General features: G+C 65.6%; 11 protein-coding genes. 6 read left to right on the top strand and 5 right to left on the bottom strand.

Annotated elements, in window-relative coordinates:
• The first annotated feature begins 93 nt into the window (after window positions 1-93).
• Genes ACFC0O_RS31830 through ACFC0O_RS31820 form a run of 3 tightly spaced genes read left to right on the top strand, consistent with a single transcriptional unit; the run spans window position 94 to window position 1,377 of the window.
• Window positions 94-399: a hypothetical protein gene (locus ACFC0O_RS31830; RefSeq protein ID WP_375964447.1), complete on the top strand. Its 306-nt coding sequence runs from the start codon at window positions 94-96 to the stop codon at window positions 397-399.
• Window positions 396-812, top strand: a complete 417-nt coding sequence (locus ACFC0O_RS31825) for a hypothetical protein (protein ID WP_375964444.1) — start codon at window positions 396-398, stop codon at window positions 810-812. Before ACFC0O_RS31830 ends, ACFC0O_RS31825 begins: the two co-directional genes overlap by 4 nt.
• Window positions 799-1,377, top strand: coding sequence for a TetR/AcrR family transcriptional regulator (locus ACFC0O_RS31820; RefSeq protein WP_375964441.1), 579 nt, complete (start codon window positions 799-801; stop codon window positions 1,375-1,377). The genes ACFC0O_RS31825 and ACFC0O_RS31820 overlap by 14 nt, the downstream gene beginning before the upstream one ends.
• Before the next feature lie 6 nt (window positions 1,378-1,383).
• On the opposite strand, the gene ACFC0O_RS31815 is transcribed toward ACFC0O_RS31820, so the two are convergent.
• Window positions 1,384-1,914 (bottom strand): CGNR zinc finger domain-containing protein, encoded by a 531-nt coding sequence (locus ACFC0O_RS31815; protein WP_375964439.1) that lies wholly within the window; start codon window positions 1,912-1,914, stop codon window positions 1,384-1,386.
• 39 nt (window positions 1,915-1,953) lie between these two features.
• On the opposite strand from ACFC0O_RS31815, the gene ACFC0O_RS31810 reads away from it, so the two are divergent.
• A complete protein-coding gene (locus ACFC0O_RS31810; RefSeq protein ID WP_375964437.1) occupies window positions 1,954-2,922 on the top strand; it encodes a DMT family transporter in 969 nt (322 codons plus the stop codon).
• On the opposite strand, the gene ACFC0O_RS31805 is transcribed toward ACFC0O_RS31810, so the two are convergent.
• On the bottom strand, window positions 2,906-4,039 hold the full coding sequence (locus ACFC0O_RS31805; protein WP_375964435.1) for an epoxide hydrolase family protein: 1,134 nt from the start codon (window positions 4,037-4,039) through the stop codon (window positions 2,906-2,908). The two genes, ACFC0O_RS31810 and ACFC0O_RS31805, sit on opposite strands and share 17 nt — an antisense overlap.
• A 95-nt stretch (window positions 4,040-4,134) precedes the next feature.
• On the opposite strand from ACFC0O_RS31805, the gene ACFC0O_RS31800 reads away from it, so the two are divergent.
• On the top strand, window positions 4,135-5,115 hold the full coding sequence (locus tag ACFC0O_RS31800) for a helix-turn-helix transcriptional regulator (protein WP_375964433.1): 981 nt from the start codon (window positions 4,135-4,137) through the stop codon (window positions 5,113-5,115).
• 158 nt (window positions 5,116-5,273) lie between these two features.
• A complete protein-coding gene (locus ACFC0O_RS31795) occupies window positions 5,274-5,969 on the top strand; it encodes a hypothetical protein (protein ID WP_375964430.1) in 696 nt (231 codons plus the stop codon).
• 5 nt (window positions 5,970-5,974) lie between these two features.
• Here the strand turns inward: ACFC0O_RS31795 and ACFC0O_RS31790 are convergent, their stop codons facing one another.
• From ACFC0O_RS31790 to ACFC0O_RS31780, 3 genes are all read right to left on the bottom strand, one after another.
• The gene (locus ACFC0O_RS31790) at window positions 5,975-6,439 is read right to left on the bottom strand and encodes a hypothetical protein (RefSeq protein ID WP_375964428.1); all 465 of its coding nucleotides are present in this window, start codon (window positions 6,437-6,439) and stop codon (window positions 5,975-5,977) included.
• Between the two features lie 162 nt (window positions 6,440-6,601).
• Window positions 6,602-10,555 (bottom strand): DNA-directed RNA polymerase subunit beta', encoded by a 3,954-nt coding sequence (locus tag ACFC0O_RS31785; protein ID WP_375964426.1) that lies wholly within the window; start codon window positions 10,553-10,555, stop codon window positions 6,602-6,604.
• 107 nt (window positions 10,556-10,662) lie between these two features.
• Window positions 10,663-14,148: a DNA-directed RNA polymerase subunit beta gene (locus ACFC0O_RS31780; protein ID WP_375964423.1), complete on the bottom strand. Its 3,486-nt coding sequence runs from the start codon at window positions 14,146-14,148 to the stop codon at window positions 10,663-10,665.
• Window positions 14,149-14,566: the final 418 nt, after the last annotated feature.

Here is a 14,566-nt window from a genome sequence, read left to right as displayed (position 1 = left end):
TCCCGCGCCCGTCGTCGTTTCCCGCCGGGTGACCCATTGCCCGAGCTGTCATACGAGCGTATGGTTCGACTCATACAGTCGTATGAGAGGGGTGTGATCATGCTTCGCGTCATCGAATTTCTCGGCCTCTGCGCGCCGGTGGTCGGGGCGGGCCTGGTGCTGTACTACCGGCGGCGCATGGGGGCCGCGCTGGGCTACGCGCTCGTCGCCGCCGCCTTGGCCCTGCTGGGCTCCGGCATCGGCATGCTCACCGAACGCGCCATGTGGTTCGGCGGCGGCGGAACCCATGGCATGACCGAACGCATGGAATTCGGTGCGGGACTGCGCAACCTGTTCCTCGCCGGAGCCTGGCTGCTGCTGCTCGTGGCCGTGCGACTGCGGCGGGAGGTCCGGGCATGAGCGCGCCACTGCTGTTCGAGGTGAGCGAGATCGCGGTGCTCACCCTGGCCGCCGGTACGCTCGTGGCCGGAGTGAGCATGCTGCGGCGCTATCCGGTCGCCGGGGCGGCGCTGCTGCTCGGCGCGCTGGCCTGGCTGATCGCGGAGGGCCTGCACTGGTTGCAGATCGGCGTCATCATGCCGGGATTGGAAGGCGAGGAACATGATTCGGCGCGATTCATGGTCGGCATGATCGGCGACGCACTGTACTTCGGCGTCGGCGGCATCGGATTGCTGCTGCTGTTCTTCGCAGCGGTCGCCGACCGGGCAGCGCGTGGAGATCAGCGCCGCGAACCGCTCGCACTGGCCCAGCAGGTCGGGGCGCAGGCGTGGCGGTACTACCGGGGCTCGCGAGGACGTCGTGGCCGCTACTAGCCGCGACGCCGATCGGCGCGGCGATCTGCTGGAACGCCTCGCCGACGCCATCGCCGAGAACGGTATGGAGGGTGTCAGCATTCGCGATGTCGCCACCCGCGCCGGGGTGTCCATCGGCACCGTGCAGTACTACTTCGCCACCAAAAGCGATCTGCTGCAATCGGTCTGGCTGTACGTCCGGGAACATGCCGCGCGCCGGTTCACCGAATCCGGGATCGCCGATCTGGCCCCGGCGGACCAATTGCGCAAGCTGACCGAACTGCTGCTCACCCCGGCCCATGACCATCGGCTCTCCCGGGTCTGGTTCGCGCTGGCGGCGCGCGCGGCCCATGATCCGCAGATCGCGGCGCTGCACCGGGAGCAGTGGCAGGGCACCGAAGAGCTACTGAATCGCGTTCTCGCACGGTCGAATCCGGAACGCGAGAGCGAATCCGCCGATGCCGCGGCGGCATTGCTGGCCCTGCTCGACGGACTCTCCATCTCGGTCATCACCGAACCCGAGCGCATGCCGCCCGAGCGCGCGGCGCGCATCGGGAACGCCTGGGTGAATTCCTGGCTGGCGTAGGAACTTTCAGCGCTGGCGGGCGCGATATGCCGCCACCGCATTGCGATTGCCGCAGGCGGTGCTGCAGTAGCGGCGGGAACGGTTGCGGGACAGGTCCAGGACGATGCCCTCGCAGGTGTCGTCGGCGCAGATCGCCAGGCGGCTGAGTTCGTTCGCGCGGATGAGGTCGATCATGGCCATGGCGGTTTCCACGGCGATGCGGACCGGCAGCGGGTCGGCGGCGGGTACGGCGTGGATGTGATAGTCGAGGTCGTCGTGGCGGACCAGCTGCGGGACGGCGCGATGTTCGGCCAGGATGTCGTTCACCAGCCGCACGGCGGTATCGCGGTCACTGGTGAGCAGGCGGCGCATGGGGGCGCGCTGGGCGCGCACCGCCTCCAGTTCGGCCGCGCCGCCGGTGCGGGTGCCGGTGTAGCCGTGCCGGACGAAGAAGTCCTTCAACTGGGTGATTTCGGTCATCGTATCCGGGGGTTCCGCCGAATTCACCAGATCTACGGCGGCGGCCAGCGATGCCACCGTGTCATCAGCAAAAAGCATGTTGACATATTACACACACGCCACTTAGCGTCATTAGTCATGGCGACGTTGACACATGACACCCCCGTGCGCAGCCGACTCGGCAACGGCCTGCTCCTCGCGGCGCTGTCCGCATCGTCCTTCGGCCTCTCCGGCGCGCTCGCGCGCGGGCTCATCGATTCGGGCTGGAGTCCGGCCGCGGTCGTCATCGTGCGCGTGCTGATCGGCGCGGCCGTGCTCGCACCGGTCGCCGTCTACCAGCTGCACGGGAACTGGGAGCTGCTGCGCCGCAATAAATCCCTGCTCATCGGCTACGGCCTACTCGCGGTCGCCGGAGCCCAGCTCTCCTACTTCAACGCCGTCGCGCATATGGACGTCGGCGTCGCCCTGCTCATCGAATACACCGCGCCCATCGCCGTCATCGCCTGGCTGTGGCTGCGGCACAGCCAAAAGCCCGGCCGCGTAACGATTCTCGGCGCACTCATCGGCATCGCCGGACTCATCCTGGTGCTCGACCTGAACTCCGACGTGCCGACCAGTTGGGTCGGCATCCTGTGGGCGCTGGGCGCAATGGTCGGCGCGGCAGGCTATTTCATCCTCTCCGGCAGTGCGGGCGACGCCGTACCCGGCACCGTGCTCGCCACCGGCGGCCTGCTGGTCGGCGGCACCGGCATCCTGCTGGCCGGGCTCATCGGCATCGTCCCGCTGGACGCGAGCACGAAACCCGTTGCCTTCCACGGATTCACCACGCAATGGTGGCTGCCGCTGCTCGCGCTCGCCGTCATCACCGCCGCACTCGCCTACGTCACCGGTATCGCGGCCACCCGCGCGCTCGGCTCCCGGCTGGCCTCCTTCGCCGCCCTGTCCGAAGTGCTCGCGGCCATCATCTTCGCGTGGGCACTGCTCGGCCAGACCCCGCACCTGATCCAATTGCTCGGCGGCGTACTGATTCTGGCCGGTGTCGTGGTCGTGCGACTCGGCGAACCCGCCGAGATCGCCGACGAACCGACCCTCAGCGAACCGCGCTGAAGAAGGCGCGAATATCGGCCACGTGCATATCCGGCACCTCCATCGCGATGAAGTGATTGCCGGTATTGCCGGACGGCCAGTGCGCGATGTCGTTGTCCCGCTCCGCGAGTCGGCGCATCAGGGCCGAACCGCCGCCGTACACCCCGGTCGGAACCACCCGTTGGCCCTTCGGCCAGCTGGAACCGATCGGGGCCGGACCATCGAACATGGGCCACGACGAACTGGCCATCGTATTGGTGAACCAGTACAGGCTGATATTGGTGAGCAGCAGATCGCGGGGCATGACGTCCTCCACCTGATCGGCCAGCGGGGTGAAATCCTTGAACTTGTGCATCAGCCAGGCCGCCAGCCCCACCGGTGAATCGGTCCAGGCGTGCGCGAAGGTCTGCGGGGCGGCGTGCAGCAGGGAGTGATGGCTGACGGCGGTCATCCACCCCTGCATGGCATCCCATTCGGCGCGCTCATCCGCCGTCATACCGGGCACGTCATCGGCCGTCGGCATGCCGAGGCCACCGTCGATATGCGCGCCGATCACGTGTTCCGGTGCCGCCAGCGCCATCTCGGGCACGATGTACGCGCCCAGATCGCCACCCTGCACCCCGTAGCGGTCATAGCCGAGGCGGGCCATCAACGCGGTGAACATGCGCGCCACCCGGGGGATCGTCATACCCAGCTCGCGCGGGGCCTCCGAGAAGGCGAAACCCGGGATCGAGGGGATCACCACATCGAAGGCGAGCGCCGGATCCAGCCCGTGCGCCCGCGGATCGGTGAGCGGGCCGATGGTGCGGCTGAACTCCACGAACGAATTCGGCCAGCCGTGCGCCAGCAGCAGCGGCACCGCGTTCGGCTCCGGTGAGCGCACGTGCAGGAAATGCACGTCGAGGCCGTCCAGCTCGGTCCGGAATTGCGGAAACCGATTCAATTCGGCTTCCTGTGCGCGCCAGTCGAATTCGGCGCCCCAGTAGTCGGCCAGCTCGCGCAGGTAGTCGACCGGAACACCGCGCTCCCACCCCTTGCCCGGCGTCTGCGCCGACCAGCGGGTGTGCCGCAGCCGCTCGCGCAGATCATCCAGATCCGCCTGCGGGATATCGATGCGGAACGGGCGAATGGCATTCATCGTGAGCTCCTGAAGTAGCGAATATGTCGTTCGAGAACCACGTTAGGAAGCATCTAGGACCATTCCAGTCCTAGTTCTGGGGCATTATGACAACCATGAACGACACACCCGCCCGGCTGCTGCGACTGCTGTCCCTCTTGCAGACACCGCGCGAATGGCCGGGCAGCGAACTCGCCACCCGGCTCGGCGTCACCGATCGCACGGTGCGGCGCGATATCGACCGGCTGCGCGATCTCGGCTACCCCGTCGAAGCCACCCTCGGCGTCACCGGCGGCTACCGGCTCGCGGCGGGCGCGGCACTACCCCCGCTGCTGCTCGACGATGAGGAGGCCGTGGCCATCGCGGTCGGCCTGCGCGCGGCGGCCGGACAGGCCGTGGCCGGAATCGAGGAAGCCTCGGTACGCGCCCTCGCCAAACTGGAACAGGTGCTGCCGCACAAACTTCGGCGGCGCGTACGGGTGATCGGGGCCGCCACCGCCACCTTCGGCGGCGACGGACCCGTCGCCGATCCGGAAGTACTGGCGACACTTGCCGCCACCGCCACCAACCGGGAACGCGTCCGCTTCGCCTATCGCGATGCCGCCGGAAACGAAACCCGCCGCAATGTCGAACCCAATGGCCTCGCCACCGTGCACCGGCGCTGGTACCTGGTCGGATTCGATGTGGATCGCGACGCCTGGCGCAGTTTTCGAATCGACCGAATCGAAAAGCCGCAGCCGACCGGCGCACGGTTCACACCGCGCGAATTGCCCGCAGCGGACGCCGCCGCCTATGTCATAGGAGACCGAACCGATTGGGGTACAACGCCTTATCGGATGGATATCACCATCCACGCGCCCGGGTATCGGATCGCCGGGCGGCTCGGCGACGCCCCCGGCGAACTCGACACCTCGGGGGCGGACAGTTGCCGGCTCCGGGGTGAACGCGATGACGACCCGGAATGGCTTGCGACGCGGCTTATTTCGCTGAACGTACCGTTCGAGGTGCGCGACTCTCCCGAACTCGAGGAGCGACTGCGCGCGGCCGCCGAACGGATCGCGCACGCACTGCCGAATTCGGCCGGGAAATCGGAATAGCGCTGCGGATAGCCGAATTCGGAGCGAACTTCGCGTATCCGGCGGTGTGGGGAACGGCGCATATGCGACGAAAGGGTTTCGCTTATCCACCGGCCCCGGTACCTTCGTCAGCAAATCTCGGGCTCCGCGCAGCCCGCAATCGCTAGGGGCACCACCACATGGGAATAACCAAGACCATTGCGCCAGTGCTACTCAGCCTGACCGCCGCAGTCGCACTGTCCGCCACCGCGACCGCCATCCCGGCGACCGAGGACAGCCAGAACGACCTGCGACTCCACGGAGTCGACCACGGAGTCGCGTACCAGTCCCGCGTCAGCGACGACTATCGCTCCACCGTGACCGGCCTGCTGTCCGGCCGCTTCCTGAACACCTGGGACGGTGAAGCCGTCATAGCCACCGATGACTCGGGGCGGGTGATCGGCACCATTCCGCTGAAGTACGACATCGCCGGGAAGAAGATCGAATTCACCTCGGCGATCGACGCCGACCACCGGAACCTGACCCTCACCCCGGTCGCCCAAACCCCCACCCCGCTCCGGGATATCAGCGCCCAGCAGCGCTTCTTCGATGTGGTCCAAGCCAACCAGCAGGGCATCCTGACCGGCGCGGGCATCGGCGCTGCCATCGGCTTCCTGCTCGGCTTCCCCGCCGGACTGTTCGTCTTCGACATCATCACCGCACCCGTAGGCGCGGTCATCGGCGGCATCATCGGCGCGGCCATCGGCCTGCAGCAGTCCGGCGGCCAGCCCGCCATCGACGCCGCCCTCGGCTACGCCAACAGCCTCGTCCCCGGCGCGTCGGACGCCCTCGCCCCAGCCTTCGAAGCGCTCCCCGCGCCGCCGCAGGGCAACTGACCCCGTTACTCCAGGAACCTCGCGCCCACGACCGCCATACTGTTGTCGGTGTAGTACCAGTCGCCGTTCATCGGCATCGACAGCTGGAATTGCACGGTATGACCGGTCGCGGGCCCGGAGGTGATGGCCCACAGCGTATTCGGCAATCCGGTCGCCGTGCTGACACTCCCATCCGACCACGTGAATGTCGCCGCGGTCGTGACACCGAAAGTGTTCCAAGGCAATTCGCCGGTGAACCGTCCGGACACGATTCCGGGCAACAACGGACTCGAGCACTCCCACAGCTCCGCCGTGCGCCGCACACTCTGCCCCGCGCTCCCGGTCCCCGGCACCCGATTCGAAGTCAGCACGTTGCCCTTCGAACACCCGCCGAGCCCGTCCCCCGGTCCCGCGGCCGCGGTCCCCACCATGGTCGCGGAAAGCAGCGCGGCACCGAGCAACACCGCGGGAATACGCCGAAAAGCTCGCACACCAACCCCTCTCACTGAGGAATCACCGGGTCCAGGCAATCAGCAGCGTACTCGCATCGCTCGCCGACGTGAACGAAAAACCCGAGGTGAGACGCCCGCAAACACAAAAGGCCCCCGCTCCGAGATCGGAGCGGGGGCCGAATGCTGTTGTCCAGCTAAGGCTTAGCGGTAATCGCTGAAGCCGTAGTCGTCCAGCGGAACCGCGGCACCGGTGGTGGTGCCGAAGCCGTCCGGGCTGTAGTAGGTGTCGTCGTAGGACGGCACCGCGTACGCGGCCTGGCGGGCTTCCTCGGTGGGCTGCACCTGGATGTTGCGGTAGCGGTTGATACCGGTACCGGCCGGGATCAACTTACCGATGATCACGTTCTCCTTCAGGCCGATCAGCTTGTCGGAGCGGCAGTTGATCGCCGCGTCCGTCAAGACACGAGTCGTCTCCTGGAAGGAGGCCGCCGACAGCCACGAATCGGTGGCCAGCGACGCCTTCGTGATACCCATCAGGACCGGACGGCCTGCGGCCGGCTCGGCGCCCTCGGCGACCACGCGACGGTTCGAGTTCTCGAACTCGGCGCGCTCGACGAGCGAACCGGGCAGGAACTCGGTCGCACCCGAATCGATGATGGTCACACGACGCAGCATCTGCCGGACGATGACCTCGATGTGCTTGTCGTGGATCGACACACCCTGCGAGCGGTAGACCTCCTGGACCTCGTGGACCAGGTGGATCTGCACCTGACGGGGGCCCATCACGCGCAGCACCTCGTGCGGATCCGCGGAGCCCTCCAGCAGCTGCTGGCCGACTTCCACATGATCGCCGTCGGCGAGCAGACGCTCGGAGCCGTCCTCATGCTTGAACACGCGCAGACGCTGACGCTTCGAGAGCTTGTCGTACAAGACCTCTTCCGAACCGTCGTCCGGAATGATCGTGATCTTGTAGAAGCGATCGTCGTCCTCGAGCCGCACGCGACCCGAGACCTCCGCGATGGGCGCCTTGCCCTTGGGCACACGAGCTTCGAAGAGCTCCTGCACTCGGGGCAGACCACCCGTGATGTCGTCACCCGCGACACCACCCTGGTGGAAGGTACGCATGGTCAGCTGGGTACCCGGCTCACCGATGGACTGCGCCGCGACGATACCGACGGCCTCGCCGATATCGACGAGCTTGCCGGTGGCCATCGAACGGCCGTAGCAGGTGGCACACACACCGGTACCGGTGGTGCAGGTCAGCACGGAGCGGACCTTCACCTCGGTGATACCGGCGTCCAGCAGCGTCTCGAGGGCCGGGTCGCCGAGATCGTGACCCTTCTCGATGATGACGTTGCCCTTGGCGTCCAGCGCGTCGGTGGCCAGCGTACGAGCGAAGGTGCTGGTCTCGACGTGCGCGTCACGGATGAGCGAGCCGTCGGCCTGCCGCTCCGCGATCGGCACCACGATGCCGCGTTCGGTGCCACAGTCGGTCTCGCGCACGATGACGTCCTGCGACACGTCCACCAGACGACGGGTCAGGTAACCCGAGTCGGCGGTACGAAGCGCGGTGTCGGCCAGACCCTTTCGCGCACCGTGGGTGTTGATGAAGTACTCCAGAACCGTCAGGCCCTCACGGAAGGAGGACTTGATCGGCTGCGGGATGAACTCACCCTTCGGGTTCGTCACCAGGCCCTTCATACCCGCGAGGGTACGGGTCTGGGTGAAGTTACCCGTGGCGCCCGAGTCGACGATCGTGATGATCGGGTTATCGGACGGGTAGTGCGCGCGCAGCGCCTTACCGACCTCTTCGGTGGCTTCCTGCCAGATCTTGACCAGGGCGTTGTTGCGCTCCTGGTGGTCCAAAGCACCACGCTGGTACTTCTTCTCGATCTGATCGGCCTGCGCGTCGTAACGCGCCATGATCTCCGCCTTCTCCGGCGGAACGAGCACGTCCGACATGGAGACGGTGACACCGGAACGAGTCGCCCAGTAGAAGCCCGCGTCCTTCAGCTTGTCGACGGTCTGCGCCACGACAATCATCGGGTAACGCTCGGCGAGATCGTTGATGATCGCCGCCTGACGCTTCTTCGGCATCGGCTCGTCGATGTACGCGTAATCCGCGGGGAGCAGCTCATTGAAGACCACGCGACCCAGGGTCGTCTTCGCGGTCCACGCGTCACCACGCTGCCAGCCGTTCGGGAACAGCTCGGCCTCGATCTCCTTCGGCGGACGCTGCGTGGTCAGGCGGACCTTGATCAGCGAACGCACGGTGAGCTCACCGCGGTCGACGGCCATCTGCGCCTCGGCCGGCGAGGAGTACACGCCGAACTCGGCGGAATCCTTTGCGGCCGCGCGGTACTCGCCCTTCGCGCCCTCTTCGAGGCGAGTCAGGTAGTACAGACCGGTCACCATGTCCAGTCGCGGCATGGCGAGCGGACGACCCGAGGCGGGCGACAGGATGTTGTTCGAGGACAGCATCAGGATGCGCGCCTCGGCCTGCGCCTCCGCGGACAGCGGAAGGTGCACGGCCATCTGGTCACCGTCGAAGTCGGCGTTGAACGCCTCACACACGAGCGGATGCAGCTGGATGGCCTTACCTTCGACCAGCAGCGGCTCGAAGGCCTGGATACCCAGGCGGTGCAGGGTGGGCGCGCGGTTCAGCAGCACCGGGTGCTCCGAGATGACCTCTTCGAGGACATCCCACACCTGAGCGCGCTGACGCTCGACCATCCGCTTGGCGGACTTGATGTTCTGCGCGTGGTTGAGATCCACCAGACGCTTCATGACGAACGGCTTGAACAGCTCGAGCGCCATCAGCTTCGGCAGACCACACTGGTGCAGCTTGAGCTGCGGACCGACCACGATGACCGAACGGCCCGAGTAGTCGACACGCTTACCGAGCAGGTTCTGACGGAAACGACCCTGCTTGCCCTTGAGCAGATCGCTCAGGGACTTCAGCGGGCGGTTACCCGGACCGGTGACCGGACGGCCACGACGGCCGTTGTCGAACAGCGCGTCAACGGACTCCTGAAGCATGCGCTTCTCGTTGTTGACGATGATCTCCGGCGCACCCAGATCGATCAGACGCTTCAACCGGTTGTTGCGGTTGATGACGCGACGGTACAGATCGTTCAGGTCGGAGGTCGCGAAGCGGCCACCGTCGAGCTGCACCATCGGGCGCAGCTCCGGCGGGATCACCGGAACGGCATCCAGGACCATGCCCATCGGCGAATTGCCGTTGGTCTGGAACGCGGCCACGACCTTCAGACGCTTCAGCGCGCGAAGCTTCTTTTGGCCCTTACCGGTACGGATGATCTCGCGCAGGTTCTCGGCCTCGGCCGGGATGTCGAAGTTCTCCATCAGCTTCTGGATGGCTTCCGCACCCATGGCGCCGGTGAAGTACTCGCCGTAGCGGTCCTGCAGCTCGCGGTAGATGACCTCGTCGATGATCAGCTGCTTCACCGAAAGCTTGGTGAAGGTGGTCCAGATCTCGTCGAGACGGTCCAGCTCACGCTGGGCGCGGTCGCGCAGCTGACGCATTTCGCGCTCGCCGCCGTCCTTCACCTTGCGGCGCACATCGGACTTGGCGCCCTCGGCCTCGAGCTCGGCGATATCCGCCTCGAGCTTCTGTGCGCGGGCCTCGAGATCGGAATCGCGCTGGTCGGCGACGTTCTTCTTCTCGACCTCCATCTCGGCTTCGAGGGTGGAGAGTTCGTTGTGCCGCAGTTCGTCGTCGACGCCGACGATCACGTAGGCGGCGAAGTAGATGATCTTTTCCAGATCCTTCGGCGCCAGGTCGAGCAGGTAGCCCAAGCGCGAGGGGACGCCCTTGAAGTACCAGATGTGGGTAACCGGAGCGGCCAGCTCGATATGGCCCATCCGCTCACGGCGCACCTTGGCACGAGTTACCTCGACGCCACAGCGCTCGCAGATGATGCCCTTGAAGCGGACACGCTTGTACTTACCGCAGTAGCACTCCCAGTCCCGGGTGGGACCGAAGATCTTCTCGCAGAAGAGGCCATCCTTCTCCGGCTTCAGCGTGCGGTAGTTGATGGTCTCCGGCTTCTTCACCTCGCCGAACGACCACTGGCGGATGTCTTCAGCGGTCGCCAGGCCGATCCGGAGTTCATCGAAGAAGTTGACGTCTAGCACGTAACTTCCTTTCCCCTGTTCGGGTTGAGTATGAGCAAAAGTCGCTAAATCCGTTGCCTGGGAGCGCTTTTCGCAATGCGCTCGGAGCGCTCCCAGACCGATCGCTCTTACTGCGCCAGGTCGTCGACCGTCGCAGCCTCGTTGCGGGACAGGTTGATGCCCAGGTTCGCCGCGGCGCGCTCCAGGTCCTCGTCATCGCCATCGCGCATTTCGATCGCGGCGCCGTCCGAGGACAGCACCTCGACGTTCAGGCACAGCGACTGGAGTTCCTTGAGCAGAACCTTGAACGACTCCGGAATACCCGGCTCCGGGATGTTCTCGCCCTTGACGATCGCCTCGTAAACCTTCACGCGGCCAACGACATCGTCGGACTTGATGGTGAGCAGTTCCTGCAGGGTGTAGGCGGCGCCGTACGCCTGCATCGCCCAGCACTCCATTTCACCGAAGCGCTGACCACCGAACTGGGCCTTACCACCGAGGGGCTGCTGCGTGATCATCGAGTACGGACCCGTCGAACGCGCGTGGATCTTGTCATCCACCAGGTGGTGCAGCTTCAGGATGTACATGTAGCCGACTGAGACCGGGTACGGGAACGGCTCGCCGGAGCGGCCGTCGAGCAGTACAGCCTTACCGTTGTCGTCGATCATCTTCTCGCCGTCGCGGTTCGGCAGAGTCGAACCGAGCAGGCCGGTCAGCTCTTCCTCGCGCGCACCGTCGAATACCGGGGTGGCGATATTGGTGTCGGCGGGCTGGCCGATCATCTCCTCCGGCAGGCGCTTGGCCCACTCGGGAGAGCCGTCGACCTGCCAGCCGGTCTTGGCGATGTAACCCAGATGGGTTTCCAGCACCTGACCGATGTTCATACGACGCGGCACACCGTGCGTGTTCAGGATGATGTCGACCGGGGTGCCGTCCGGGAGGAACGGCATATCTTCCTGCGGGAGGATCTTGCCGATGACACCCTTGTTGCCGTGGCGACCGGCGAGCTTGTCGCCGTCCTGGATCTTGCGCTTCTGTGCAACGTAGACGCGGACCAGTTCATTCACGCCGGGGGGCAGATCGTCGTCGTCGTCACGCGAGAACACGCGGACGCCGATGACCTTGCCGGACTCACCGTGCGGCACCTTGAGCGAGGTATCGCGAACTTCGCGAGCCTTCTCACCGAAGATGGCGCGCAGCAGGCGCTCTTCCGGGGTCAGCTCGGTTTCACCCTTGGGGGTGACCTTGCCGACCAGGATGTCGCCGTCGCGAACCTCGGCGCCGATGCGGACGATGCCGCGCTCGTCGAGATCCGCGAGGACCTCGTCGGAGACGTTCGGGATATCCCGGGTGATCTCCTCGGCACCGAGCTTGGTGTCGCGAGCGTCGATCTCGTGCTCCTCGATGTGAATCGAGGTGAGCACGTCATCCTCCACGAGGCGCTGCGACAGGATGATCGCGTCCTCGTAGTTGTGGCCTTCCCACGGCATGATCGCCACGAGCAGGTTCTTGCCGAGCGCCATCTCACCGTTCTCGGTGCAGGGGCCGTCGGCGAGCACATGCCCGGCCTCCACGCGCATACCCTCGTCCACGATCGGACGCTGGTTGGCGCAGGTGCCCTGGTTGGAGCGCTCGAACTTGCGCATGCGGTACGAGCGGCGGGTGCCGTCGTCATGCATGACGGTGATGAAGTCGGCCGAAACCTCTTCCACCACACCGGCTTTGGCGTTCACGACGACATCGCCGGCGTCGACGGCGGCGCGCAGCTCCATACCGGTGCCGACCAGCGGCGACTCGGAACGGATCAGCGGCACGGCCTGACGCTGCATGTTCGCGCCCATCAGGGCACGGTTGGCGTCGTCATGCTCGAGGAACGGAATCATGGCGGTCGCGACCGACACCATCTGGCGCGGCGAGACGTCCATGTAGTCGACCTCTTGCGCGCCGACGTATTCCATTTCCTCGTTGCCGTGGCGGGCGAGGACGCGGGCCTCGAGGAAGTTGCCGTCCAAGTCGACCGGCGAGTTCGCCTGGGCGCGGATGTGGCGGTCTTCCTCATCAGCGGTGAGGTACTTGACCTCATCGGTGACGCGGCCGTTCTCGACCTTGCGGTACGGGGTCTCGATGAAACCGAACGGGTTGACCCGCGCGTACACCGACAGCGAACCGATCAGGCCGATGTTCGGGCCTTCCGGGGTCTCGATCGGGCACATGCGGCCGTAGTGCGACGGGTGGACGTCACGGACTTCCAGGCCGGCGCGCTCACGGGACAGACCACCCGGGCCAAGAGCCGACAGGCGGCGCTTGTGGGTCAGACCCGAGAGCGGGTTGTTCTGGTCCATGAACTGCGACAGCTGGGAGGTTCCGAAGAACTCCTTGATCGCGGCCACGACGGGACGGATGTTGATCAGGGTCTGCGGCGTGATCGCCTCGACGTCCTGGGTCGTCATGCGCTCGCGCACGACGCGTTCCATACGCGAGAGGCCGACGCGGATCTGGTTCTGGATCAGCTCGCCGACGGTACGCAGACGACGGTTACCGAAGTGGTCGATGTCATCGACGTCGACCGGGACCTCGGAGCCGCCGGGAGCGGTCATCATGCGATCGCCCTGGTGCAGACGGACCAGGTATTCGATCGTCGCGACGATGTCTTCCTTGGTCAGCGTCGAACCGGTGACGGGCTTGTCCAGGTTCAGGCCGAGCTTCTTGTTGATCTTGTAGCGACCGACGCGCGCCAGGTCGTAGCGCTTCTCCTTGAAGAACAGGTTCTCCAGCAGGGTCTGCGCGGACTCCTTGGTCGGCGGCTCGCCCGGACGCAGCTTGCGGTAGATATCCAGCAGCGCCTCGTCCTGACCCGGAGTGCTGTCCTTCTCCAGGGTGGACATCATGATCTCGGAGAAGCCGAAGCGCTCCACGATCTCTTCGGTGGTCAGGCCCAGCGCCTTGAGCAGCACGGTGACCGGCTGCCGGCGCTTGCGGTCGATACGCACGCCGACGGTGTCGCGCTTGTCGACATCGAATTCCAGCCACGCGCCACGCGAGGGGATGACGCGCACGGAGTGCAGCGTCTTCTCGGTGGACTTGTCGATGGAATCGTCGAAGTACACGCCCGGCGAACGGACCAGCTGCGAAACGACAACACGCTCGGTGCCATTGATGATGAACGTGCCCTTGTCGGTCATCATCGGGAAATCACCCATGAAGACCGTCTGAGACTTGATCTCACCGGTGTTGTTGTTGATGAACTCCGCGGTCACGAAGAGCGGCGCCGCGTAGGTCATGTCCTTGTCCTTGCACTCCTCGATGGAGGCCTTGACCTCTTCGAAGCGCGGGTCGGAGAAGGACAGCGACATGGAACCGGAGAAGTCCTCGATCGGCGAGAGCTCCTCGAGCACCTCCTCGAGCCCGCCGAAGGGGTTGACGTCGCCTCGGGCGACTGCCTTTTCCCGCCAAGTCGGTGCACCGACCAGCCAGGCGAACGAATCGGTTTGTAGATCGAGAAGACCCGGAACCTCGAGGGGCTCACGAATCTTCGCGAAAGACACCCGCTTCGGGGCTCCGGGAATACCGGCCTTGGTCTGGGTGGAGACTGCCAAGATGCGTCCTTCCAGCACCTCACGCGCGTCGCGTGGTGGTCCGCGACCGTCGCTTGTCTGCTACGAATTCCGCTGGTGACGACCCAACCGAAACCGAGGCAGCAAACAGCGGAAGTAACACCGGAAGGTGGAACTTTCGTCGATGCGATCAAGGTATGGACAGGAGGCAGCCAGCGCAACGTCCAAAACTACACCCAAACCTACGGGGGTGTCAAAGTACCACCCGTGGCGAGCCCCGGAGGGCTAACGCGCCGAAGCGTGTCGCGGTGGTGACCACACCGCATCGCTGCGAAGTGAAGACCACGTCGGCGGTGCCACACCCCGGTGCCGACCGGGCTCGGTGTCCGCTGGCTGCGTTCCTCGAGGCCCTCGTCGGCGTCTTGTCCCCTGTGACAGCCGCCGCTGTTGTGAATAGCGTGACGGGTCGGACGAAACT

Source organism: Nocardia sp. NPDC056100 (genome assembly GCF_042266325.1).
Taxonomy (GTDB): Bacteria; Actinomycetota; Actinomycetes; order Mycobacteriales; family Mycobacteriaceae; genus Nocardia.
The sequence above is the reverse complement of the archived record's forward strand: the minus strand, read 5'-3'. Positions and strand labels throughout refer to the sequence as shown.